Source organism: Nitrospirillum iridis (genome assembly GCF_014205765.1).
Taxonomy (GTDB): Bacteria; Pseudomonadota; Alphaproteobacteria; order Azospirillales; family Azospirillaceae; genus Nitrospirillum; species Nitrospirillum iridis.
Window position 1 is genome coordinate 84,185 of the sequence record NZ_JACIIZ010000005.1, and the last position, 22,200, is coordinate 106,384.

Annotated in this window: 20 protein-coding genes; 9 read left to right on the forward strand and 11 right to left on the reverse strand. The window is 67.7% G+C overall.

Annotation, left to right across the window (positions count from 1 at the left end; all coding sequences use genetic code 11):
• Window positions 1-484: 484 nt before the first annotated feature.
• Window positions 485-2,206, reverse strand: coding sequence for a DUF885 domain-containing protein (locus FHS74_RS10015; protein ID WP_184800003.1), 1,722 nt, complete (start codon window positions 2,204-2,206; stop codon window positions 485-487).
• A gap of 276 nt (window positions 2,207-2,482) precedes the next feature.
• On the opposite strand from FHS74_RS10015, the gene FHS74_RS10020 reads away from it, so the two are divergent.
• The 3 genes from FHS74_RS10020 to FHS74_RS10030 all read left to right on the forward strand — a co-directional run bounded on the left by FHS74_RS10020 (window position 2,483) and on the right by FHS74_RS10030 (window position 5,450).
• Window positions 2,483-2,992 (forward strand): nuclear transport factor 2 family protein, encoded by a 510-nt coding sequence (locus FHS74_RS10020; protein WP_184800005.1) that lies wholly within the window; start codon window positions 2,483-2,485, stop codon window positions 2,990-2,992.
• A 75-nt stretch (window positions 2,993-3,067) separates the two neighbouring features.
• Complete coding sequence (gene chrA, locus FHS74_RS10025; RefSeq protein WP_184800006.1) at window positions 3,068-4,393, forward strand: chromate efflux transporter; 1,326 nt, start codon at window positions 3,068-3,070, stop codon at window positions 4,391-4,393.
• A gap of 220 nt (window positions 4,394-4,613) precedes the next feature.
• A complete protein-coding gene (locus FHS74_RS10030; protein ID WP_184800008.1) occupies window positions 4,614-5,450 on the forward strand; it encodes a class I SAM-dependent methyltransferase in 837 nt (278 codons plus the stop codon).
• On the opposite strand, the gene FHS74_RS10035 is transcribed toward FHS74_RS10030, so the two are convergent.
• Window positions 5,447-6,364 carry a DMT family transporter gene (locus FHS74_RS10035; protein WP_184800010.1) on the reverse strand — a complete coding sequence of 306 codons (918 nt, stop codon included), beginning with the start codon at window positions 6,362-6,364 and terminating at the stop codon, window positions 5,447-5,449. The two genes, FHS74_RS10030 and FHS74_RS10035, sit on opposite strands and share 4 nt — an antisense overlap.
• 298 nt (window positions 6,365-6,662) lie before the next feature.
• On the opposite strand from FHS74_RS10035, the gene FHS74_RS10040 reads away from it, so the two are divergent.
• A complete protein-coding gene (locus tag FHS74_RS10040; protein ID WP_184800012.1) occupies window positions 6,663-6,869 on the forward strand; it encodes a hypothetical protein in 207 nt (68 codons plus the stop codon).
• A 42-nt stretch (window positions 6,870-6,911) separates the two neighbouring features.
• Here FHS74_RS10040 and FHS74_RS10045 read toward each other — a convergent pair whose 3' ends face one another.
• Entirely contained in the window at window positions 6,912-8,972 is a 2,061-nt protein-coding gene (locus FHS74_RS10045) for a TonB-dependent receptor plug domain-containing protein (RefSeq protein ID WP_184800014.1), read from the reverse strand.
• Between the two features lie 211 nt (window positions 8,973-9,183).
• On the opposite strand from FHS74_RS10045, the gene FHS74_RS10050 reads away from it, so the two are divergent.
• On the forward strand, window positions 9,184-10,032 hold the full coding sequence (locus tag FHS74_RS10050) for a ferritin-like domain-containing protein (protein WP_246463057.1): 849 nt from the start codon (window positions 9,184-9,186) through the stop codon (window positions 10,030-10,032).
• Between the two features lie 186 nt (window positions 10,033-10,218).
• Window positions 10,219-12,054: a DUF885 domain-containing protein gene (locus FHS74_RS10055; protein WP_246463038.1), complete on the forward strand. Its 1,836-nt coding sequence runs from the start codon at window positions 10,219-10,221 to the stop codon at window positions 12,052-12,054.
• Between the two features lie 7 nt (window positions 12,055-12,061).
• Here FHS74_RS10055 and FHS74_RS10060 read toward each other — a convergent pair whose 3' ends face one another.
• Complete coding sequence (locus FHS74_RS10060; protein ID WP_184800017.1) at window positions 12,062-12,670, reverse strand: hypothetical protein; 609 nt, start codon at window positions 12,668-12,670, stop codon at window positions 12,062-12,064.
• A 124-nt stretch (window positions 12,671-12,794) separates the two neighbouring features.
• Between FHS74_RS10060 and FHS74_RS10065 the strand changes: the two genes are divergently transcribed.
• The gene (locus FHS74_RS10065) at window positions 12,795-13,373 is read left to right on the forward strand and encodes a GNAT family N-acetyltransferase (protein ID WP_184800018.1); all 579 of its coding nucleotides are present in this window, start codon (window positions 12,795-12,797) and stop codon (window positions 13,371-13,373) included.
• A gap of 28 nt (window positions 13,374-13,401) precedes the next feature.
• Window positions 13,402-14,259 (forward strand): glycosyltransferase family 2 protein, encoded by an 858-nt coding sequence (locus tag FHS74_RS10070; protein ID WP_184800019.1) that lies wholly within the window; start codon window positions 13,402-13,404, stop codon window positions 14,257-14,259.
• Window positions 14,260-14,339: 80 nt separating this feature from the next.
• On the opposite strand, the gene prfB is transcribed toward FHS74_RS10070, so the two are convergent.
• From prfB to FHS74_RS10090, 4 genes are all read right to left on the reverse strand, one after another.
• Window positions 14,340-15,462 (reverse strand): peptide chain release factor 2 gene (gene prfB, locus FHS74_RS10075; RefSeq protein WP_184800020.1). Its coding sequence is split into 2 segments (ribosomal slippage): window positions 14,340-15,392 and window positions 15,394-15,462, totalling 1,122 coding nucleotides; the frame shifts between segments, so codons are not numbered across the junction.
• A 200-nt stretch (window positions 15,463-15,662) separates the two neighbouring features.
• Window positions 15,663-17,108 (reverse strand): methyl-accepting chemotaxis protein, encoded by a 1,446-nt coding sequence (locus FHS74_RS10080; RefSeq protein ID WP_246463039.1) that lies wholly within the window; start codon window positions 17,106-17,108, stop codon window positions 15,663-15,665.
• A gap of 345 nt (window positions 17,109-17,453) precedes the next feature.
• Window positions 17,454-18,107 (reverse strand): OmpW/AlkL family protein, encoded by a 654-nt coding sequence (locus FHS74_RS10085; RefSeq protein ID WP_184800022.1) that lies wholly within the window; start codon window positions 18,105-18,107, stop codon window positions 17,454-17,456.
• A gap of 114 nt (window positions 18,108-18,221) precedes the next feature.
• Entirely contained in the window at window positions 18,222-18,734 is a 513-nt protein-coding gene (locus FHS74_RS10090) for a hypothetical protein (protein ID WP_184800024.1), read from the reverse strand.
• Between the two features lie 236 nt (window positions 18,735-18,970).
• Here FHS74_RS10090 and FHS74_RS10095 point away from each other — a divergent pair, with 236 nt between their 5' ends.
• On the forward strand, window positions 18,971-19,351 hold the full coding sequence (locus FHS74_RS10095; protein ID WP_184800026.1) for a hypothetical protein: 381 nt from the start codon (window positions 18,971-18,973) through the stop codon (window positions 19,349-19,351).
• 41 nt (window positions 19,352-19,392) lie between these two features.
• Here the strand turns inward: FHS74_RS10095 and FHS74_RS31135 are convergent, their stop codons facing one another.
• The 3 genes from FHS74_RS31135 to FHS74_RS10110 form a co-directional block, all read right to left on the reverse strand.
• Entirely contained in the window at window positions 19,393-20,079 is a 687-nt protein-coding gene (locus FHS74_RS31135) for an HTH domain-containing protein (RefSeq protein WP_184800028.1), read from the reverse strand.
• A 77-nt stretch (window positions 20,080-20,156) separates the two neighbouring features.
• Entirely contained in the window at window positions 20,157-21,371 is a 1,215-nt protein-coding gene (locus FHS74_RS30950; protein ID WP_184800030.1) for an FAD-dependent monooxygenase, read from the reverse strand.
• 211 nt (window positions 21,372-21,582) lie between these two features.
• On the reverse strand, window positions 21,583-22,056 hold the full coding sequence (locus tag FHS74_RS10110) for an OsmC family protein (protein WP_184800032.1): 474 nt from the start codon (window positions 22,054-22,056) through the stop codon (window positions 21,583-21,585).
• Between the last annotated feature and the right edge of the window lie 144 nt (window positions 22,057-22,200).

Genomic DNA, 22,200 nt, shown 5'->3' on the forward strand with positions numbered 1-22,200 from the left:
GAGGATTTTTTTCTGTTTATAATCAGTGCATTATATTGACGCTGGAGCCAAATTATGCGGCATCTCACACGTCTTATTTATCAATGCGTTAGCGGCTGGATTTGTCCAACCTTTTCGAACCCGCTTCGGAAGGTTGGACACTTTTGTTCGATCCGTGTTCTTCCGGGCGTTCCATGGCCCTGGCCGCCAGCCCCTTCTACCGGGCCGCGCGGGTGTAATGCGCCACCTGGCTCAGGGTCCGGTGGCCAGTGATGGCGGCAATCCGTGGCTGGCTTCTGAATTTTAATAAATTGATTGTATTGGATTCGCCACCCGTCGCTCCAACGCAACGGACTTCAAATCTATGAATCCGGGTTCGATCCCCACCCGGGTGCCAATCGGCGCCCAGTTTGGAGACTGATCAGCACGGCATCAGTTTGTTTCTGTTGAAATCGATGGGGTCATTTGATCGCACCGATTTACAGCAGCCGATGCCGGAGGCCGGCTACCTGCCGACGGCGGCGATCCAACGCCCCACCTGGTCGTGCAGGATGGACAGCGGCATTGGGCCGTCGTCCAGCACAGCGTCGTGGAAGGCGCGGATGTCGAAGCGGGGACCCAGCGCCTGTTCCGCCCGTTGGCGTTCGGCCAGGAACCGCAATTCCCCCACCTTGTAGGCCAGGGCCTGGGCCGGCCAGGCGATGTAGCGCTGGGTCTCGCCCACCACCGCCCGCTCGGGCAAGGCGGTGTTGTCGCGCAGGCAACTGGCCGCCCGCTCGGCACTCCACCCCTTCCAATGGATGCCCACGTCCATCATCAGGCGGCAGGCCCGCCACATGTCGAAGGACAGGCGGCCGAAGCGCTCATAGGCGGTGCGATAGACGCCCATGTCCTCGCCCAGCTGCTCGGCATAAAGGGCCCAGCCCTCGATGAAGGCGGTGGGCTCGTCCTTGCGGCGGAAGGCCGGCAGATCGGTCCGTTCCTGGCCCAGCGCGATCTGCAGGTGATGGCCGGGCACGCCCTCATGCAGGATCCAGGACGGCAGGCCGAACAACGGGTCGCCGAAGGACTGGGCCCCCACCACCACGCGGCCGGGCACGCCCTTGACCGGGTCGCCCAAATCGTAGCCGCTGGACGAGCCCTCCTGCTCCGGCGGCTTTTGCCGGATGGTCCAGGTCAGGCGCGGCAGCTTGCCGAACCACAGGGGCAGCAGGCCGTCGATGCGCTTGCCGATCTCGCTGGCCTTTTCGACGTAGGTGGCCAGGTCGGGGGCGTAGAACCGTGGGTCCGTGCGCAGCATGGCGATGAATTCGGGCAGGGTGCCGGTGAAGCCGGTGGCGCGCATCGCGGCCTCCATCTCCCCCTTCAGGCGCGCCACCTCCTGCTCGCCCAGGGCGAACACAGCGTCGGGCGCCAGGTCGGTGGTGGTGGAGCGGCGCACGGCGTAGGCGTAATAGTCGCGCCCACCAGGCAGGCTGCTGGCGCCCGGCGCCTCACGGGCGTGGGGCAGGTAGTCCCGTTCGAAAAAGGACACCAGCAGGGCCTGCGCCGGCTTCACCGTCTGCCGCACCGCCGCCAGCGCCTCCGCCCGCAACGCCGTCTGGCGGTCGGCCGGGATGGTGGCGGGCAGCGCCTTCAGCGGCGACAGCAGCGGACTGGATTCGGCCGGCTGGTCGGCTGCGATCTTCAGGATGGCCAGGACCGAGGCGGCGGTGGTCCGGGGCTGGACGAAGCCCGTGGCCACGCCGCGCCGCATGTTGGCGATCTCCTGCCCGTAATAGGCCGGCAAGGCCCGCAGCCGCGCGATCCAGGCCTGGGCGTCGGCCTCCGTCCGGATGACGGTGGTGGCGGCGGCATAGTTGGCGGTGTTGAAGAAGCCGTCGCCATTGTCGAAGGGGATGCGATCCTCATCGAACCGCGCCCCTTCCACCAGCACACCCAGGCGCCACTCCAACAGGCGCCGGGTCAACGCCTCCTCGCCATCCGGAGCGGAAGGGGGAAGTTTGTCCAAACGGGCCTTGAGCGCCGCATAACCTTGCGCCCGGCGGTCGGCGGCGGCCTTGCTGACATCCGGCCAACCGGGACCGTCGGTCCCGTCCGTCTGGCGGGCCAGCGCCTCATAATCGGCGATGACGGCTTCCATGCCGCTCGGGGGCTGGGCCCAAGCCGGCGACGAAAGGGGTGACACGGCCAGAGCCACGACAAGTGCCAACGCGCTGCGGTTCATGAATGCCCCCTCGTTTCCCAGGATGGTCCTGGATGGGATATTGTATGTCAAATATTTTATCCGACATTTGCCCCAGACTTGGCGACCGCCACAGCACGGGCTGCCGGCGCCCCTACGTATAAGTGCCATAGGCGCGCACGCGCCCCAACGCCACCATGCCCCCACCCCACAGTCGCCATAATGCCAGTGCGGGATAATGGTGTGGCCTGAACACGGGATCCGGTGGGAAGCCGTCCCTGACCGTCCACCGCTTCGCGCAGCCCACGAGAGGAAGAGATGCGTCGTTTGATCATCCACGGCCTGACCATCTGCGCCGTGGCCCTTTGCGCCACCCCCTACGGCCACTTCCCGCAGGCAGGGGCCGCCCCGGCCAACCAGGCGGCGGGCGCCACCAGCGGCCGCATCCCCGATAGCGCGGCGGAGGGTGAGGCCAACCGCCAGAGCGTACTGGCCTTCTACGACGCCTTTTTCAACAAGCACGATTTGTCGGCCGCCGACCGCTACGTCGCCCAGGAATGCCGGCAGCACAGCCCCGGCCTGGCCGATGGCCGCCGCGCCCTGCAGGATGCCTATGCCCAGTTCTTCCAGCACCACCCGGACGCGACGGTGGAGGTGGTGCGCAGCGTCGCCCAAGGCGACCTTGTCGTCCTGCATGTCCACAGCGTCCCCACCCCCGGCGACCAGGGCGACGCGGTGGTCGACATCTTCCGCGTGGCCGACGGCAAGATCGTGGAGCATTGGTCAGTCAGCCAGCCCGTGCCGGCCAGCGCCACCGGCATGTTCTAGCGCCCTTGACGCCGCCGGTGCGCCCGGGGCTAAGTCACCCGGCCTTCCCCGACACCGCTCCCGCCGGCGCCCCCTATGTCCCTTCCCAGTTTGCGTGAGGCCACCCGCGTCTGGGCCCGCATCGGACTGCTGAGTTTCGGCGGCCCCGCCGGGCAGATCGCCCTCATGCACCGCGAACTGGTGGAAAGCCGCCGCTGGATCAGCGAGGCGCGCTTCCTGCACGCGCTCAGCTATTGCATGGTGCTGCCGGGGCCGGAAGCGCAACAACTGGCCACCTACATCGGCTGGCTGCTGCACGGGCGCCGGGGCGGGCTGGTGGCGGGCCTGCTGTTCATCCTGCCCGGCGTGCTGGTCATGCTGGGCTTGAGCACGCTGTACACGCTGTACCATCAGGCGCCGCTGACCGCGGCGCTGTTTTATGGCGTCAAGGCGGCGGTGCTCGCGGTGGTGGCCGACGCGGTGATCCGCCTGGGTCGGCGGGCCTTGCGCGGCTGGCCCGCCGTGGCCGTGGCCGGCCTGTCCTTTCTGGCGCTGGCGGTGGCGCGTCTGCCCTTTCCCTTGGTCATCCTCATGGCCGCCCTCATCGGCGGCGCGGCCCGGGACACGTTCGCGCCCGTCCGCCCGGACCACTCCGCGGACGCGCTGCTGGACCGTCAGCTGGACGGCGCCATCCCCCCACATGCCCGGCCCAGCCGCCGCCGGGCGTTGGCCACCCTGGCGACATGGTTGCCGCTGTGGCTGGGGCCGCTCGCCGCCCTGCGCCTCCTCACCGGGCCGGATAGCGTCTGGACGCACATCGCGCAGTTCTTCAGCGGTATGGCGGTGGTCACCTTCGGCGGCGCCTATGCCGTGCTGGCCTATGTCGCCCAGACGGCGGTCACCGGCTATAGCTGGCTGTCGCCGGGGGAAATGATCGACGGCCTGGGCCTGGCGGAGACCACCCCCGGCCCCCTGGTCCTGGTGCTGCAGCATGTCGGCTTCCTGGCGGCGGCGCATGCGCCGGGCGGCCTGCCGCCGCTGTTGGCCGGTGTGCTGGGCGGCCTGCTGACCAGTTGGGTCACCTTCGCCCCCTGCTTCCTGTGGATATTCCTCGGCGGCCCGTATGTGGAGCGGGTGCGCGCCAACCCCACCGTCACGGCAGCCCTGTCCGCCATCACCGCCGCCGTGGTCGGTGTCATCCTGAACCTGGCGGTCTGGTTCGGCCTGCACGTCCTGTTCCGGGGTAGCCGTCCGGTGGCGCTGGGTCCCATCAGCCTGCCTTTGCCCAGCGGCTTGGATACAGGCGCCGCGCTGCTGGCCCTGGCGGCGCTCTTTCTCCTGCGCCGTACCCGGCTGGGCCTCCTGCCCACCCTGGCGGCCTGCGCCGCCGCCGGCGTGGCGCTGCGCCACCTGGGGGCGTAGACCGCATTCCGCCGGGGGAGCGGGAACGGCGGTTGATATTCCGTTGGCGCGGCCCCAATTACGCGCCAGGGGTGACCACCGGGGTGGAGGTGCGCTTCATCGCCAGCGGGCCATTCCACCCGTCGTTGCCTTGAAGACCGCGACCTCCCCACCCGCTGGGCGCGCGATGGCACAGCCTGTTGGAAAGCCTCAACCGCAACGCCGAGGGAGCTATGGCCACATGAGCCCCGATGCCCTGTCCCCGCCGCCCAAGCTGCCCCCCGGCCTCAGCGGCGTGCCGGAGACCATGCTCTGGACCCTGCACAACCGTGCCGCGGAGGCGATGCGGCCCAATGGCGATTTCCATGACCCGGAGGCGGTGCGCATCTATCAGGCGCTGGCCTACGATTATGAGCGGCATTTCGGCCGGGCCGACGGCTCGCACGCCATGCGCGCCGCCGCCATCGACGCCGTGCTGCGCCGATGGCTGGAGCACCATCCGGACGGAACCGTCATCTCGCTGGGCGAAGGGCTGGAGACGCAACGCGGCCGGGTGGACAACGGGCGTGTCCAATGGCTGACGGTGGATTTGCCGGAAGGGATCGCCCTGCGCGATCATTTCCTGCCGCCGGGCCCCCGTACCCGCCATCTGGCGGCCGATGCCCGCGACCCCGCCTGGATGGATGCGGTGGCGGGCGACGGCCCCGTCCACATCGTGGCCCAAGGCCTGTTCATGTATCTGACGGAGGCCGAGGTCCGCCACCTGGTGACCGGCCTGGCCCGGCGCTTCCCCGGCGCGCAGCTGGTGTTCGACACCGTCCCCGCCTGGCTGTCGCGCCTGACCCTGCGCGGCCTGAACCGGACGCCCCACTACCGACTGCCCCCCATGCCCTGGGGTATCGACACCGACCGGGTCGTGCCCACCCTGACCGCCTGGTCGCCCTTGATCGCCGTGGTGGAAACACTGGAATACCGCATGCCCCGCGGCCTGCCCCTGCTGATGGACACGCTGTTCCGCCTGACCCCCACCTTGCGCCACAAGCTGCCCGGCCTCGCGCGGGTGGAGTTCGCGGGCTAGAGGGCGGTCACGGACGCCGGATCCGCCGCCCGCTTGCGCCAGGTCTTAGGCCCCAGCACCAGCAGGTTGCCGGCGATGGCCAGCGCCAGGCCAACGAAGGCGGCCGGCGACCAGTGGTAGCCTTCGAAGAGGGTGGAGATCACCAGCGCCAGGATGGGGATCATCACGGCGACGTAGCCGGCGCGGTCCGCCCCGATGCGACCGATCAGGGTGAAATAGGACAGGAAGGCGATGACCGAGCCGAACAGCGCCAAATAGGTCAGCGAGGCGGCATAGCTGACACTGGCTGGGAAGCGGAAGGTGGCGCCCCGGACCAAGGCCACCCCCACCATGAGGGCGGCACCGAAGGCCATGCTCCACGCCGTCACCGGCATCAGGGGAACGCCGGCCTTGGCGCCACGCTGCACCGTTATGCTGCCGAGGGAGGCGCTGTAGTTGCTGAGCATGACCAGGGCCAGCCCCACGGCGGCCTTGCCCGTCAGCCCGTCCACCCGCAGTTCCGGCAGGAACAGCAACACCACGCCGCTGACGCCGATCAAGCCACCCAGCAGCACCAGCGGGCGGATGGCCTGTCCCAGGAAAACCCGGGCGTTCAGCACGTTCATCAGGCTGAGCGCCGACCCCGCCACCGCCACCAGGCCGGACGGCAGGCGCTCCGTCGCCAGGTAGACCAGCAGATAGTTGGTGGAAAAGGTGAAGGTGCCGACCATCGCCACGTGCTTCCAGGCGTGCCGGGGCGGGATCAACCGCTGGCGCCGTGCCACCAGCCAGCCCATCAGCAAGACGGCCGCCAGCGCGAAACGGTAGGCCACCGAGACCGCCGGGTCCACGACACCCAACTGGAATTCGATCACATACCAGGTCGATCCCCAGATGAGGACCGTGACGAGGTAGAGGACCAAGGTGGGGGACATGGCGGCAACCCGTGAACGGCAAGGCGCCGGCCAGCGCCGACGCGGGCGGCAACGTTAGGGCCCAGCGCCCCCGCCGGCCAATCCGTTTCTTGTGGCGGTGACATTTTTGGGTGGCCCCAGGTCCGGGTCAGGTTCGGGTCGCAAAATTTTCCAAATTTCTTGGGCGGCGGCGGGGACGTTAGCAACCTGTTCATCTTCCCGGGCGTAAAAATAGTCTCAAGAGCCACACCACGCTATTCCCCGCCACAATCCCTCCACAATAAAGGATCAAGGTCTGGGGAATGTAGGAGTAGGGATCATGACCGCAATGTTCAATAAAGATCGCCTGGTCACTTTGAGTTTATGGGTGGTGCTGTTGAGCATCGCCTGGTCCCTGCCGGTCATCAGCTATCTGCGTTCGGAACATGAGCGCGCGCTGGTGAAGTCCGGCCACTACTATAAGCCAGCATTTCCCGCCGAATTCTACGTTCCCGCCCCGGCCGCCACCCCGGCGGCACCGCGCTAAGCGGTCTTCGCCTGCCTGCTTCTTTTTTCCTGTTTTACTTTCCTACCAGTTCACGCGCACCCCGCCGGAAATGACCCGCCCCGGGGCCACCGCCACCAAGCCATCGATGCGGCGCCCTGATTCCACCGTTCGGTCGAACAGGTTCTCCGCCGTGGCGAAGACGTCCAAATACCGCCGCACATGCCAGGTGCCCGACAGGTCGACCGTGACCGTGGGCGCCAGCGACCGGCTGTTGAGCCCATCCTCATACTGCTGGCCGCTGGCCTTCGCCCGCAGCGCCAAGGTGACGGCGGATGAGGGCGTCCAGCTCAGGTCGGCCGTGCCCTGGTGCAGGGGGCTTTGCGCCAAGCGCTTGCCCACCAGTTGGGGGAAGCCGTCGGCGCGCAGCACCGTCGACCGGCTCCACAGATAGCCGACGCCCGCGTCCACCGTGGGATCCAGCGTCCAGGTCGCCCGCATCTCCCCCCCCTCCGCCCGCACCCGGTCCAGGTTGCGGCGCTGGGCGAAGGTGCCGCCCGCCGGCACGAACACGCCGAAGCCGGGCACGGTGCCCGGCTGGGATGTGATCAGCACATTGTCCACGGCGTCGGTCACGCCATCGTGATAGGCGGTGAGACTGACCGTGGGGCCATGGGCGGGCTGCCAGGTGATCCCGGCCTCCGCCCCCACCATCCGCTCCGGCTTCAACTGGGCGTTGGCCTCGATGATGTCGTTGCCCACGCGGTAGGGGCGGTACAGCTCGTTGATGGTGGGCAGGCGGAACCCGGTGTAGGCGGCGGCGCGCACGGTCCAGTCCGACGCGGGCCGCCAGTCGGCGCCCAGACGGGCCGTGGGCAAGGCGCCGCCACGCCCGGCATAGCTGTCGTCGCGGGTCAGCGCCCCGGTCAGGATGACGCGTTCCACCCTATGCCCATCACTGGTGGCCCAGCCGTCCAGCCGCACGCCGCCGTGCAGGTCGATCTGGGCACCCAGCGGCCAAGTCTGCTCGGCATAGGCGCCGCCGACGATCTGGTCGCCGCCGGCATCGCGGTCGCGGGTGAAGATTCCGGCCACCGGCTGAAAGCGCTCATGCGTCGCCCCTTCCGCCCAGCGCAGGTCGGCGCCCAGCACCGTGCGGCGCCCCCCGCCCTCGTCCACCGTGGTGGACAGCGATCCGCCGGCCGCCGTGGCCGGCACGCGGTATTGGTCCAGCGCCGGGGTTTCGGCCGTGCGGGTGGCGTTGACGGAGGAGAAGCGGTTCTTGAAGACATAGCGGCGCAGGTACAGCGTGCCGTGCCAGGGCAGGCCCAGGGGGCCATCGGCATCGGCCAGGCGCAGGCTGCCTTCCAGCGCGTCGGTGCCGTTCTCCTGGATCGGCGTGCCGTTGCCGCGATGCTCGTGAAAGGCCGACACGGTGCCGGCCAACGCCAGCGGGCCCGCGTTCCCCTGTGCCTTCACGTCCACGAAGGCGTCGTCCCAGCCCGCCTGGGTGTCGACGGGCCCGCGCTGGTCGGACCGCACCAGATAGCTGCCGTCGCTGCGGCTGGCGTGCGCCAGGACGGAGATGCCACCGGCGGCGGCCCCGGCGGTGCCCTCCGCCAAGCCGTTGCTGCCGACGCGCACCTCACCACCCTCCAGCGGCTTGGTGGTGATGCGGATGACGCCGTCCAGCGCCTGGTTGCCCCAGGGCCCGGCGCCGCTGCCTTCCGTCACCGCGACCGAGGCGATCGCGGCCGTGGGCAGGCGGCTCCAGTACACCCAGCCACCGAAGGGGTCGTTGACCGGGATGTCGTCCACCAGCACCAGGGTGCGACCGGCGCCGTTGGGGCCTAGGGCGCGCAGTGAAATCCCCTGTGAGGTGGGATGGGCGCTGGTGCTGCCCGTGCGGCGGAACAGGGAGATGCCGGGCACGCCCCGCAACGCCTCATCCAGCCGGCGCTCCGGAGCCGCGTCCAGCCAGGCGCCGTCCAGTCGCAGGGTGCCGTAGATGCGTTCGGTGGCGGCGTCGGGCGGCACACGACCGGTGATGATGACCGTCGGCACCTCGTCCACTGGCGCCGGCACCGGCTCTGGTGCCGCCCCTGCCATGCCCGGCAGCGCCACCGGCAGCAGTGCCAGCGCCATCCCCCATCCCAACCGCCTCATCATCCCTCCCCCCCGCGTCATCCGTCCCGTTGTTTCAGGGCCCGACGGCTTGGCCGTCGCCCGGGGCCCCTTGACTCGACCCCGCCGGATAGCGTCCAAAAACGCCATGGCACCCTATCATGTTCCCGCCCCCGCGCCCGCCGCTACTTTAGAGCCATTCCAAGATGGTTCGCCCCCTGAATCGTTGCCACTGCCGCCCAGCCTGGCGGCGGCGGCGGTCAGCGTGCTGACCACGGCGGCGGCGGCGGAAAAGGTGCGGCTGTCCCGGGCCTACGCCGCCGCCTGGCGGGACGGATCGCTGCCCGACCGGCCGGGCCCCCGGCCCCCTGACCGCCCGGCGCGGCCCGTGCGGCCGGAACTGAAATTGCCGCGCGACATGCCCAAGCGGCGCAAGGCCGGCAGCGTGGCGGGGCGTGTGGCCCTGCTGCATGCCCTGGCCCATATCGAGCTGAACGCCATTGACTTGGCGTGGGACATCGTCGCCCGCTTCCCCACCTTCCCCGACGGCACGCCGGCGCCCCGCGCCTTCAAGGACGACTGGGTGCGGGTGGCGAATGAGGAGGCCAAGCACCATGCCCTGCTGGCCGCCCGCCTGGCGACGCTGGACGCGACATACGGCGATTTGCCGGCCCATGACGGCCTGTGGCAGGCCAGCGAAGTCACGGCCCATGACCTGGCCGCCCGCCTGGCCCTGGTCCCCCTGGTGCTGGAGGCGCGCGGTCTGGACGTGACCCCCGGCATGATCGCCAACCTGGAGAAGGTGGGGGATGGGGACAGCGCCGCCGTGCTGCGGATCATCCATGATGACGAGGTCGGCCACGTGGCCGCCGGCCGCCATTGGTTCGGGGTGGTGGTCGCCAGCGCCGGCGGCGACCCGGCGGAACGGTGGCGGGCCCTGGTGCGCCAGTACTTCAAGGGCGACATCAAGCGGCCGTTCAACGACGCCAGCCGCGGCAAGGCGAACTTCCCGCCAGACTGGTACGAGCCGTTGGCGCCGGTGGAAACCATCCTGGCGGGCGCCGCCCCGCCGAAATCCTGAGGGATACCCCCGAACAAGTTACCATTCGGTAACAAACTGATCTTGGGACGCCGCACCCGCCCTTGCTACCATCCGCGCCATCCAGCCCCCGGCCAGCCGCCGGCGGCCCCCGCCTGATCGTGCTGGCCCGCCAGCCCCTACCACGGTGCCCGAACGCCCATGACCGCCTCCTCCTCTGGTGTAACGATGTCCCGCCGTTCCCTGCTGCGCCACGGCCTGATGGCCGGTACCGCCCTGGTGGCCCTGACGGCCCTGCCCGATCTGGTGGCCACGCCCGCCGCGGCGGCCGAACCGTCGGAGACTGAGAAGGCCCTGAACGCTTTCTTCGAGGATTGCTGGAACGAGGATCTGGCCCGCGATCCGCAACAGCGCACCGTGCTGGGCCTGCCCGGCCCCCACGACAAGTGGACTGTGCCGGACGATGCCCGCCTGCTGGAAAACTTCCACCTGGCGGAACAGCGGTTGAAGACCCTGAAGGGCTTCAAGACGGCGGAGCTGTCGCCCAGCGCCCAGGTGAGCGCCCGCCTGTTTGAGAATGAGCTGCAGCAGACCATCGGCCAGTATCCCTGGCGCAACCACAATTACGTCATCAGCCAGCTGACCGGGCCGCACACCGACATCGCCAGCTTCCTGATCAGCTATCACGCCGTGGCCAGCGCCCAGGACGCGGAGGACTACGTGGCCCGCCTGGTGGCCATCGCCCCGCTGATGGACGCCTATCTGACCCGCATCGGCAAGCAGGCGGACATGGGCATCCTGCCCCCGGCCTTCGCCTTCAAGGCCATTCTGGAGGCCGCGCGCAACGTCATCACCGGCAGGCCCTTTGCTGGCAACACGGCCGAAAGCAGCCCCCTGCTGGCCGACTTCACGGAAAAGGTCACCGCGCTGAAGCTGGCGGACGCCGACCAGGCCCGCCTGCTGGCCAGTGCGGAGAAGGCCCTGACCGGCCAGGTGCAACCCGCCTTCCAGAAGCTGATCAGCACCGTCACCGCGCTGGAGGCCAAGGCCACCACCAGCAACGGCGTCTGGGCCCTGCCGGATGGGGAGCGCTTCTACCGCTCGCAGGTGGCGCTGATGACCACCCTGCCGCTGGACCCGGCGGCCGTGCACACGCAAGGCCTCAAGGAGGTCGCGGGCCTGCAGGACGAGATGCGCGCCATCATGGCCAAGGTGGGCTTCAAGGGCGACCTGCGCGCCTTCTTCGATTACCTGCGCACCGACAAGCGCTTCTACGACCCGGCCACGCCCGAGGGCCGCGCCACCATGCTGAAGCGCGCCACCGACATCATCGACCGGATGCGCGGCGACCTGGACCGCTTCTTCCTGACCAAGCCCAAGGCGCCCATCGTGGTGAAGGCGGTGGAGCCCTTCCGCGAGAAGGCCACGGCCAGCGCCTTCTATGAGCCGGCGTCGCCCGATGGATCCCGCCCGGGCGTGTTCTACACCAACCTGTACGACATGTCGGTCAACCCCATCCCCATGCTGGAAAGCCTGGCCTATCACGAAGGCATCCCGGGCCATCACATGCAGATCGCCATCGCGCAGGAGATGGCGAACCTGCCCACCTTCCGCCGCTTCATCTGGAACAGCGCCTATGGCGAAGGCTGGGCGCTGTATGCGGAGCGCTTCCCCAAGGAATACGGCTATTACCAGGACCCCTATTCCGACGCCGGCCGCATCGCCTCGGAACTGTTCCGCGCCGCCCGCCTGGTGCTGGACACCGGCATCCACCTGAAGCGGTGGACGCGCGAGCAGGCCATCGCCTACATGAACGAGAACACCGCCAACCCCGAGCACGACAACATCACCGAGATCGAGCGCTACTTCGTCTGGCCGGGCCAGGCGCTGGCCTACAAGATCGGCATGAACAAGATCCTGGAACTGCGCGAGGCCGCCAAGGCCAAGCTGGGCCCCAAGTTCGACATCCGCGCCTTCCACGACACGGTGCTGACTTCCGGCTCGGTCAACCTGCCGGTGCTGGAGGTGCTGGTGCAGGAGTGGGTGAAGCGCGCCGCCGCCTGATCGTGGCCTAAAGGCAGGGGTTCATGACCGGCGGCCGGGGTACGGACAGTGCCGCCGCGAGGTCCGACCGTAGTCCGTCCAACGACGCCTTGCGCACGCCGCCCAGCATGCGCAGGGCGTCACCACTGGCGCACCCCTTGGCCACGGCCTCCGGCCCCCGCCTGGCCGCCTCGGCCTGAACCTTCTTCAGCCGTTGCGCCTCATCCATTTTCAGTGAGTCCTTGGTGACGGGCCGCAGGCTGTTGGCGACCACGAAGTCGTCCAATTGGTCCAGCGCCTCATCCATGAAGGCGCGCGCGGGGCCATCCCCCTCCTGGCGGCAAACGTCCAGGCCCTCGCGCAGGCCGAGATAGATCATCCGCAGGCATAGGACGGCGCCGTGGCCACTGCGGTCCTCAACCAGCGTCTGCACCTTGCCGCCCCGCCGGACCTGTTGCGCCACCACCCCGCCGGGATAGTCGATCCGCCGTGTCTCATTCCCCTGGGCGTCGTGATCCAGGCGCACCGTCGCGTTGGGGGGCGTCGGAACGTCGCCCCAATCGGCTGTTGCGGTCTGCCCAAATGCCGGGGCCATCAAGGCGGCCATCATGACGGGGACCAGCACCATCGCGCGCATGACCAATCTCTCCACCGTAAGATGAATAAGCACCAGGCAATGCTTTGGGTTTGTGTCTGAAAAAAGGATGGCGGGAATACCCTGGGCTGGTCATCTTGACGCACCCCCGCCAAGGACAGGCGCCATGGCCGACATCCCCACGTTCAAGACCCCCCGCCTTCTGCTCCGCCCCTGGGTGCCGGCGGATCGCGACGCCTTCGCCGAGATGGCGAACGATCCCCGCGTCATGGAATTCCTGACGCCCCTGGACCGGGCGGGCAGCGACGCCTTGGCCGACCGGATCGATGCCCATTTCGCGCGGCACGGCTTCGGCTATTGGGCGGTGGAGGTGCCGGGCGAGGCACCCTTCATCGGCTATGTCGGGCTGGGGGAGATTTCCTTCCCGGCCCCCTTCACCCCGGCGGTGGAAATCGCCTGGCGGCTGGCCAGCGCCCATTGGGGCCGGGGGTACGCCACGGAGGCGGCGGCGGCGGTGATGGGGGCCGCCTTCGACCGCTTCGGCCTGGATGAGGTCGTCGCCCTGACGGTACCAGCCAACCGCCGGTCGCGCGCCGTCATGGAACGGCTGGGCATGGTCCGCGACCCGGCCGAGGACTTCGATCATCCCCGCCTCGCGCCAGGCCATCCTCTGCGCCGCCACGTGCTGTACCGCAAGCGGCGTCTTTCCCATCCGGCGCTTCACGGTTATTCTGAGAGCAACTGACAGGGGGACGCGGGGGAGGAACAGCCTCATGAAACTGCACGCCATTCTCATTACCCGCAATGACGATCTGATCATCGAGAATTGGCTGGCGCGGCACCATGACATGTTCGACACGATCGCCGTGGTCGACGGGTCGGACGGGGATTTCACCCGCGTGACCTGCGCCCGTTATCCCCACATCCGCTATAGCACCGACCCGGCGGGCGGCCCGATCACCGACCAGACCCTGCGCCATCGCGGCTATGAATTGCTGCGCGACACCGTCACCGAGGGCGATTGGATCTTCAACGCCCACGCCGATGAATTCCTGATCCACGACCCGCGTAATTTGATGACCTTGCCATGGAACACGCTGCTGTGGCTGCCGCTGCACATCCTGCCCCATCCGTCGGAGGCCGAGGCCTGGCGCGCGACGGGGGGACGGCATCCGACGATGCTGTTCCGGCATTTCTGGTGGCGCCGGGGCCGCCCGCCCCATTGCGAGTTCCGCATGTGGCGCGTCGTCCGCGAACCCATCTGGGACCTGGTGGGGACCAAGCCCAGCACCGATGTCATCCCCATGAATTACCTGGGCGAAGGCGCCCCGTCGATCGCGCCGCTGTACTTCCACTACAAATGCTATGACCCGCGGCCGGAATTGTACGAGACCGATGGACGATTGAAGAAGTCCAACCTGAACACCGGCATCCCAACCCGGGCCCTGCCGGTCGAGGACTATTTCTTCGATGAGGACCGCCCCTATGTAGAGGACGGGGTCGCCTGGCACGTCGCCCGGTTCGACAGCATGGCCGACCTGCTGGCCCGTTTCGGACACCCGCCCCAGATCATCCGTGACGAACGGGGAGAGGTGCGGATAGTGAACGACGACGGGGTTCCCTGTCACTGAGGACCCCAGGCAGCGATACGGCCGGAGGATACCCGCCGGCCGTATCGTTACACCATCAAAACGATTTAGGCGTCCGCTGGCTACGCCTGTTCCTCATCGGCCTGACCCTTGATGCGATGGGCCAAGGCCGCCTGCAGGAACTCATCGATGTCGCCATCCAGGACGGCGCCGCTCTGGCTGGTTTCCACGCCGGTGCGCAGATCCTTCACCATCTGGTAGGGCTGCAGCACGTAGGAGCGGATCTGGTGGCCCCAGCCGATCTCCGTCTTCTGCGCTTCCAGGTTGGCGGCGGCCTCCTCCCGCTTGCGCAGCTCCATCTCATAGATGCGGGCGCGCAGCATGTCCCAGGCCTTGGACCGGTTCTTGTGCTGGCTGCGCTCCTGCTGGCAGGCGACTACGATGCCGGTGGGCATATGGGTCAGGCGCACGGCGCTGTCCGTCTTGTTGACGTGCTGGCCGCCGGCACCCGAGGCGCGGTAGGTGTCCACCCGGACATCCTTCTCATTGATCTCCACCACGATCCTGTCGTCGATGACAGGTGTGACGGAAACGCTGGAGAAGCTGGTGTGCCGGCGGGCCTGGCTGTCGAAGGGGCTGATGCGCACCAGGCGGTGCACGCCCGATTCCGCCTTCAGCCAGCCATAGGCGTTGTGGCCCTTGATCTGAATGGTGGAGGACTTGATGCCCGCCTCTTCGCCATTGGTCTCGTCCAGCAGTTCCACCTTGAACTTGTGCTGTTCGGCCCAGCGGCTGTACATGCGCAGCAGCATGAGGGCCCAGTCCTGGGCCTCCGTGCCGCCGGCGCCGGCGTTCACTTCCAGATAGCAGTCGTTGGCATCGGCCTCACCGGACAGCAGGCTTTCCAGCTCTAGGGCGGCGGCGCGCTTCTGCAGGGCGATCAGGCCCTGTTCGGCGTCGGCGATGATCTCCTGGTCGCCCTCCAGCTCGCCCATCGCGATCAGCTCGATGCCGTCGTTCAGGTCGCGCTCCAGGGCGCGATAGCCCTCGATGGCGGTTTCAAGCTGGGTCTTTTCCCGCATGATCTTCTGGGCGCGGTCGGAATCGTCCCACAGCTTGGGATCCTCCGACAGGGCGCTCAGTTCGTCATAGCGGCGGAGGGCATTTTCCCAGTCAAAGATGCCTCCTTAGCAGCGTCAAGGACTGTCGCACAGCCTCGACGACCGCCTCGATCTCGGCCCGCATCGCGGTCCTCCTCGTCTCAGGTCATGAATTGATGTTGTAACGGACCGTCTAGATAGCCGGTCCCCCGACCAATTTGAACCCTGGATTTCCGCCGGACGGTGTTGCGGGCGGACAGAAACGGAAGCGATCCCATCCAACGGCAAAAAAGGGCGCCCCGGCGGGGACGCCCTTTGACGGTCCGCATCATCCCAGCAGGGACGTCAGCCGACCATGGCCAGCGACGCCTGGTTGATCCGGAGGGTCAAAGCGTTGGCGCCCTGGGTGGCGTCGGCGATCTTGGTCAAGCTTTCGCTGATGCTGGAGACGCCATCGGCCGCGGTCTGCATGTTGCGGGAAATGTCGCGGGTGACCGCGTTCTGCTCCTCCACCGCCGCCGCCATGGCGCCGGAGATGGTGTTGATGCGGGTGATGATACCGCCGATGCCCTGGATGGCACGGGCCGATTCCGTGGTGGCCGATTGCACGGTGCCGATCTGTTCGGCGATCTCGCCGGTGGCCTTGGCCGTCTGGTTGGCCAGCGCCTTGACCTCACTGGCGACGATGGCGAAGCCCTTGCCGGCCTCACCCGCACGGGCCGCCTCGATGGTCGCGTTCAACGCCAGCAGGTTGGTCTGGCTGGCGATGTCGCTGATCAGCTTCACCACCTCGCCGATGCGCTGTGCGGCGTTCAGCAAGCCGGAGACGGAAGCGTTGGTCAGGTCGGTCTGGCGGACGGCATCCTCGGAAATTTTGGAGGCTTCGGCCATCTGGCGGCTGATCTCCTCGATGGAGGCCACCAGTTCGGTGGCGCCGCCGGCGATGGCCTGCACGTTGCCGGAAGCGATCATGGCGGCGTTGGAGGCATGGCCCACCTGCGTGTTGGCGACGCCCATGGCGCCGGCCAGGCCCTTCAGGTCCTCGGCGATAGCCCGCTGCGTCGCCGCGCGGCCATCGCGCGCCTCCACCTGCTCAGTGATGTCGGTGGCGAACTTCACCACCTTGTAGGGCTTGCCGCCGATGTCGAAGATGGGATTGTAGGTCGCCTGGATCCAGACAGGCTTGCCACCCTTGCCCAGGCGCTTGTATTCGGCCGACTGGAACTCACCCCGGCCCAGCGCCGCCCAGAAACGCCTGTAGTCGTCGCTGGCCTTGAAGGCGTCGTCCACGAACATGCTGTGATGGCGGCCCTGGATCTCCGCCAGGGTATAGCCCACGGCGTTCAGGAAATTCGAATTGGCCGTCAGGACGGTGCCGTCCATGTTGAATTCAATGACGGCCTGGCTCTTATGGATGGCGTCCAGCTGGCCCATGATGTCCAGGGAACGTTGCTTGCCGGCGGTGATGTCGGTCGCCAGCTTGATCACCTTCACCGGCTTGCCGTTGGCGCCCATGACCGGGTTGTAGGAAGCCTGCAGCCAAACCTCGCGGCCACCCTTGGCCAGGCGCTTGTATTCGGCGGTCTGGAATTCCCCCCGGCCGAGGCGCGTCCAGAAGGTCCGGTATTCATCGCTGTTCTTGAAGGCGTCGTCCACGAACAGGCTGTGGTGCCTTCCCTGGATCTCCGCCAGGGTATAGCCCATGGTCTTCAGGAAATTCTCGTTGGCGGTGACGATGGTGCCGTCCAATTTGAATTCAATGATGGCCTGGGAACGGTCAACGGCGGCCATGATGGACTTAAGGTCAGAACCCGTACCGTGAAAGAACCGTCCGTTCATCATGATCGACCCCGATCTTTTCTTTTATTGCAGGTAGCCGGGATTACCGACCGCACCCGCGAAAAATAGGGCCGTATTCTTAAGTTTTCCTTAAACGCCCATCTTTGAAAAAGATGCACTAACTAAACATAATCAATGCGCTAACTCGGCATTCACCTGCTGTTAATTGCTAACCTGAAGTATTAGGTTGCCTCGTCACCGGATCGGTCGACTGCCGGCGTCGCCCATGCAAAAGGCCGGATCACCCCATTTTTGGTGGGATGGTCCGGCCCATGAACAACTTACAGTTTATTTATCTCAGAAGCGGTACCCCACACCAACGCCGACCAGCCAGGGGTTGATATCAACATCCGCCTTGATGGGCGTGCCCAGGCCGGCATTCACCGTGGCCGTGGTGTTGATCATCAGCTTCTTCACGTCCAGGTTCAGCGACCAATGGTCGTCCAGCTTGTAATCCACGCCGGCCTGGAAGGCGTAACCGACGTTGTTGTCATACTTCACACCCAGAGCATCGCCACTGTCGACATTGTAGAAGAACGTGTAGTTCACGCCGACGCCGATATAGGGGCTGATCTTCTCATGCGGCATGAAATGGTACTGCAGCGTCAGCGTCGGCGGCAGCAGCCAGACATTGCCCAAATCCACCTTGCCCAACGGCGTACCGCTGGCCTTCACATTGTGCGGCGTGGTGCCCGCGATCAGTTCCGCAGCGATGCTGTCGGTGAAGAAGTAGCTGAAGTCCACTTCCGGCACGATGGCCGTGCTGATGTTGGTGTGGCCCGGAATGCCGGCACCGCCCAGCGAAAGGGAACTGCCCACGTCCGGCGCGACGATCAGGGCACGGCCCCGGATCAGTATATCACCGGCATCAGAGGCGCGCGCCGCCGGCGCCGCGCCGTAAATACCCGCCAGAAGAGCTGCGGCGGCCACCGTGACGGACAAGAACTTCATAACTTACCCCTCCTTGAATAGTGAGGCCGGCGAATATTCTACCGCCTTGTCACCGCACTAATTTTCAATGAGAGGATTTTTATTACATCTCGGCGGGGCCATCTCTGACCTGTATCAATCAACATCGTCAAGCGATGCAATACGGCCCGGCGGAAACGCTATGCCTGTGAAAACCGCCAAAGCGCAGGCGATGGCGTCCAGGCGGGCGCCGTCCAGCCGCATCAGCCCCACCGGCAAGCTCGTCCCCCAGCCCATGGCCGCCAGCGCGCCGTCCAGCACGGCGGCGAGGGGCGCAGTCCGCGTGGGCAGATAGGCCACCCGCCGGCATGCCCACTCCCGCCCCGCCGCGTCCCGGTCCACCACCATGCCACCCGCCTGCACATGGCCCAACGCCAGGAAGCGGCCGGCGCCGGGCGGGGCATCGGGGGCGAAGCACGCCACCCGCTCCCCCGCCATCACAAGGCGCAGGGCCTCATCGCGCCCGACCGGCAGGCGCAGGTCGCCAGCGGCCAGGGCCTGGTGGATGGCACCGCATGACGCGACCCAGGCCCAACCGGCCGCGCCCGGTTGGACGACCGGAACAGGCGAAGACGATGCGTGGGGGGGTAAGGCGGTCTGGGCGATCATGGCGGCGCTCCGTCGAAGGGCAGGACGGCACCTTAATGATGTCCCCTGACAAATCCTGTCAGCAGAGCATCATCCCCTCGCCAAACGGGGCCGCAAACGCTATAGCCGGTTGCGTTTAATCGGAAACACAGCCGGCTATAGCTGAGTCTGTCCGCGAGCGGCTTCACGCCCAAAGGCAATTCCGCCTTGGGGCGATCCGCTCCAGGGTCCAGGCTTTTCGCGCCCAGGGAAACCGCATGCTTTTCAGGACGTTTCTGCTGGCGGGCCTGACCGCCGCCGCCATCCGGCCCGCCCTTGCCCACGACTGCCAGCCTTATCAGCCCGAGCCCGTGGCGCTAACCGGGGAGATCACCCTGGTTCACGGCCCCAAGGGCCCCAAAGACGACTATTACCTGCTGACATTGCCGGAGATGGTCTGCGTCGCTGGCGGCACCGCAGAGACGGACGAGGATGTGGAATCCATCAACGCGCTACAGCTGCAATTGCCCAAAGGCGTCAAGCTAGGCCCCTCCCTGCTGGGCCGGCGGGTGAGCGTGACCGGCACGCTGGTCCACCGTCTGGCCGAGGGCCACACGGATGTGTTGCTGACGTACGATACCGCGAAGCCGGCGCCTTAAGGCGCCGGGGCGACACCGCGAAGCCGGCGCCCTGAACCGCGTCACCCCGCGTTGTCCGTCTCGATACGCCAGTCGGCCAGCAGCGCGTGGCGGCGGCGGGGATAGCGGTCGGCCATGACCTCCACCTCGACGATGCGATCGGTCCGGAAATGGCGGAAGGCCTGGCGCGCCTCGCACCACGCCACCACCATGCGGATGCGCTCGAAAAAGGCCAGCGCGAAAGGCCAAATGGTCCGGTCGCTGGGCCGGCCCTGACCATCAGTGTAGGCGATGCGCAGTTTGCGCTCCGTCCGGATGGCGCGGCGGATCTCCGTCAGGTCGCGCGGCTCCACCACGCCGGGCTGCAGGGAGACGGGCACCAGGCCGCTATCCTCCGCCAGCGCCTTCAGATCGCCGGGCAGCACGGCCATGATCTTGGCGGCGGCGTTCTGCGCCGCCAGGCCCAAGGGGCCATCGCCCCGTTGCGCCACCCAGCGCAGCCCCAGCACCAGCGCCTCGATCTCATCATCGCCGAACATCAGGGGCGGGAGCAGGAAGCCGGGACGCAGCACATAGCCCAGTCCCGCCTCGCCCTCCACCGGCACGCCCTGGGCCGACAGGGTGGCGATATCGCGGTAGATGGTGCGGATGGACACCCCCAGCTCCGCCGCCAAGTCGGACGCCGTCACCGGCCGGCGGTGGCGGCGCAAGGCCTGTATGAGGTCGAGAAGGCGGGCGGAACGGGACACGGGCACCGGCTTTCAGCAAGGACGGGGCGGCATGGTAGCCGCTGGCCAGGGCCAACGGAAGCAAGGCCCCACCCCGCTCACGCGACCGGCGGCACCACGCCGATGGCCGCCAGCGCCAAGGCGGCCCGCCGCCGCCGTTCCCGCCAGAAGGGGGCATCCGGCCAGCGGGTCTCCAGCCCGTAGAGGCGGGCGCGGTTGCGGCAGTGATCCGCATGCCGTTCCGCCACCACCGCCGCCCGCGGCGAAGGCCGCGGCGGCAGGCTGGCGCCCAGGGCCCGGGCCACATCCCGGCCGGCATCCACGCCGTCGACCAGGGCCTTGTGGACGCCCCGCGCCGCGCCGGGGTCATAGCTGGCGGCCGCGTCGCCCACGGCCAGCCAGCCAGCCCCCTCCACCTGCGCCAACACGCCGGTTTGAATGGGCAGCAGCATCGGTCCGTCGCCCCCATCCTTGAGCGACGGCGCCAGGACGACACCGGCCTCAGCCAGCCGTGGACCGACATGCAGGGTGGCGGCCAGCGCCCTTCGCCACGCCCCCCCCATGCGGGCCGCCGCCTCCCCCGCCGCCTGCGTCGACCGCGTCCCGGCATCGGTCCGCAGGGCCCGCAGGCCCGCCCCGTCGGTCACCAGCATGGCCGCCGCCCGGCCGTCGGGCAGGCGGGCCGCGTACCACCAGCCACCGGCGGTGGCCTCAAGCAGGGTTTGCCAGGTCAGGTTCCCGGAAACGGGCAGAAAGGCGAGCAAGGCATGGAGGGTGTCGTCCACCCTGCGCCCCACCCCCAGGGCACGGGCGAAGCGCGCCTCGACTCCGGTGGCATCCACCACCCAGGGGGTTTCCACCGGCTTGACCCCGCCCGCCGTCTCCATCATCAGCCGGTGGCCCAGGCCCGGCATGGGTTCCGCCCGAAGGAAGCGGGTGTCAAAGGCCACCCTGACATCGGCGGACAGGGCCGCATCCACCAGCATGGCGTCGAAGCGGCCGCGGTCCAGCCGCCAGGCCGGCCCGACGGGATGGGTGAGGAAGTCGTCGTGCGTCACCCGGCCGCCCCCCCAGAGGGAGGCGCTGCCTGGACAGGGCGCATGGCCGTCGGCGCGGAAACGGGCGACCAGGCCCAGTTGTCCCAAGGGCAGCAGCAGATCGGGCGGCGCGGTGTCGCCGACGCCCTGACGCTCCGCCGGCCCCGCCTCCGCCACCAGGATCGCGGCGTCCGGGCACTGGCGGCGCAGGGACAGGGCCGTGGCCAGGCCGGCCGGCCCGCCCCCCAGAATCACGGCATCGTAGCGCGCACGCATTCAGCCCGCCCCGGTCAGCGACAGCGCCATTGCGGGTGGAACGCGGCGGCATATCCGTACCCAAGGCGCATGCCGTGATCTCCTCCACCCGGCACGCACTGGCGCGCATCAAAGGTAGCGAAGAATAAGACGACTGCGCGATTAAGTACACGACGCACATGTCACAAGTTGTGACATGTGCTGTCGCCACCATGGCAACGATTGGGTCACGTCAATCCACTACAACCGTCCCTTCCGTCACCACCGGGAAGTTGACGGAGTTGGCGATGAAACAGAAATGGTGGGCCTTGTCGTGCAGGGACTGGGCCAGGGCGGCGTCACCCCCGGCGGCCAGCGTGATATGCGGGCGCAGCACCACGCGGGTGAAATGGCCGTTGCCGTCCGCCGTCTCCACCATCGTGCCCTCGGCCGCGTCCTGATAAGCGGTGACGATCAGCCCCGCCTCGGCCGCCAGGTGCAGATACCACAGCTTGTGGCAGGCGGAGAGGGAGGCGACCAGCATCTCCTCCGGGTTGTAGCGGGTGGCGTCACCCAGGAAGGCGGGATCGGACGATCCCGGAATGACCGGCTTGCCCGCCGCCTGGATCTCATGATCGCGGGCATAGGCGCGGTAGCCGGCCGTGCCCTGGCCGCGGTTGCCGGTCCAGGTGACGGTGACGCGGTAGGTGTGCTGCTTGGCCGGCATGGCGGTCGCTCCCTTGGGGTCGTGATTGCTTCAGTCATTGGAGGGGAGCCACTCCCGCCCCGCCAGGGGGCGCCACCGCAGAACGGACATGCGCGCAGGGCCCAGGCGGTGTACGTTTCCGGACAGTACGGTGGGAGACTTTAA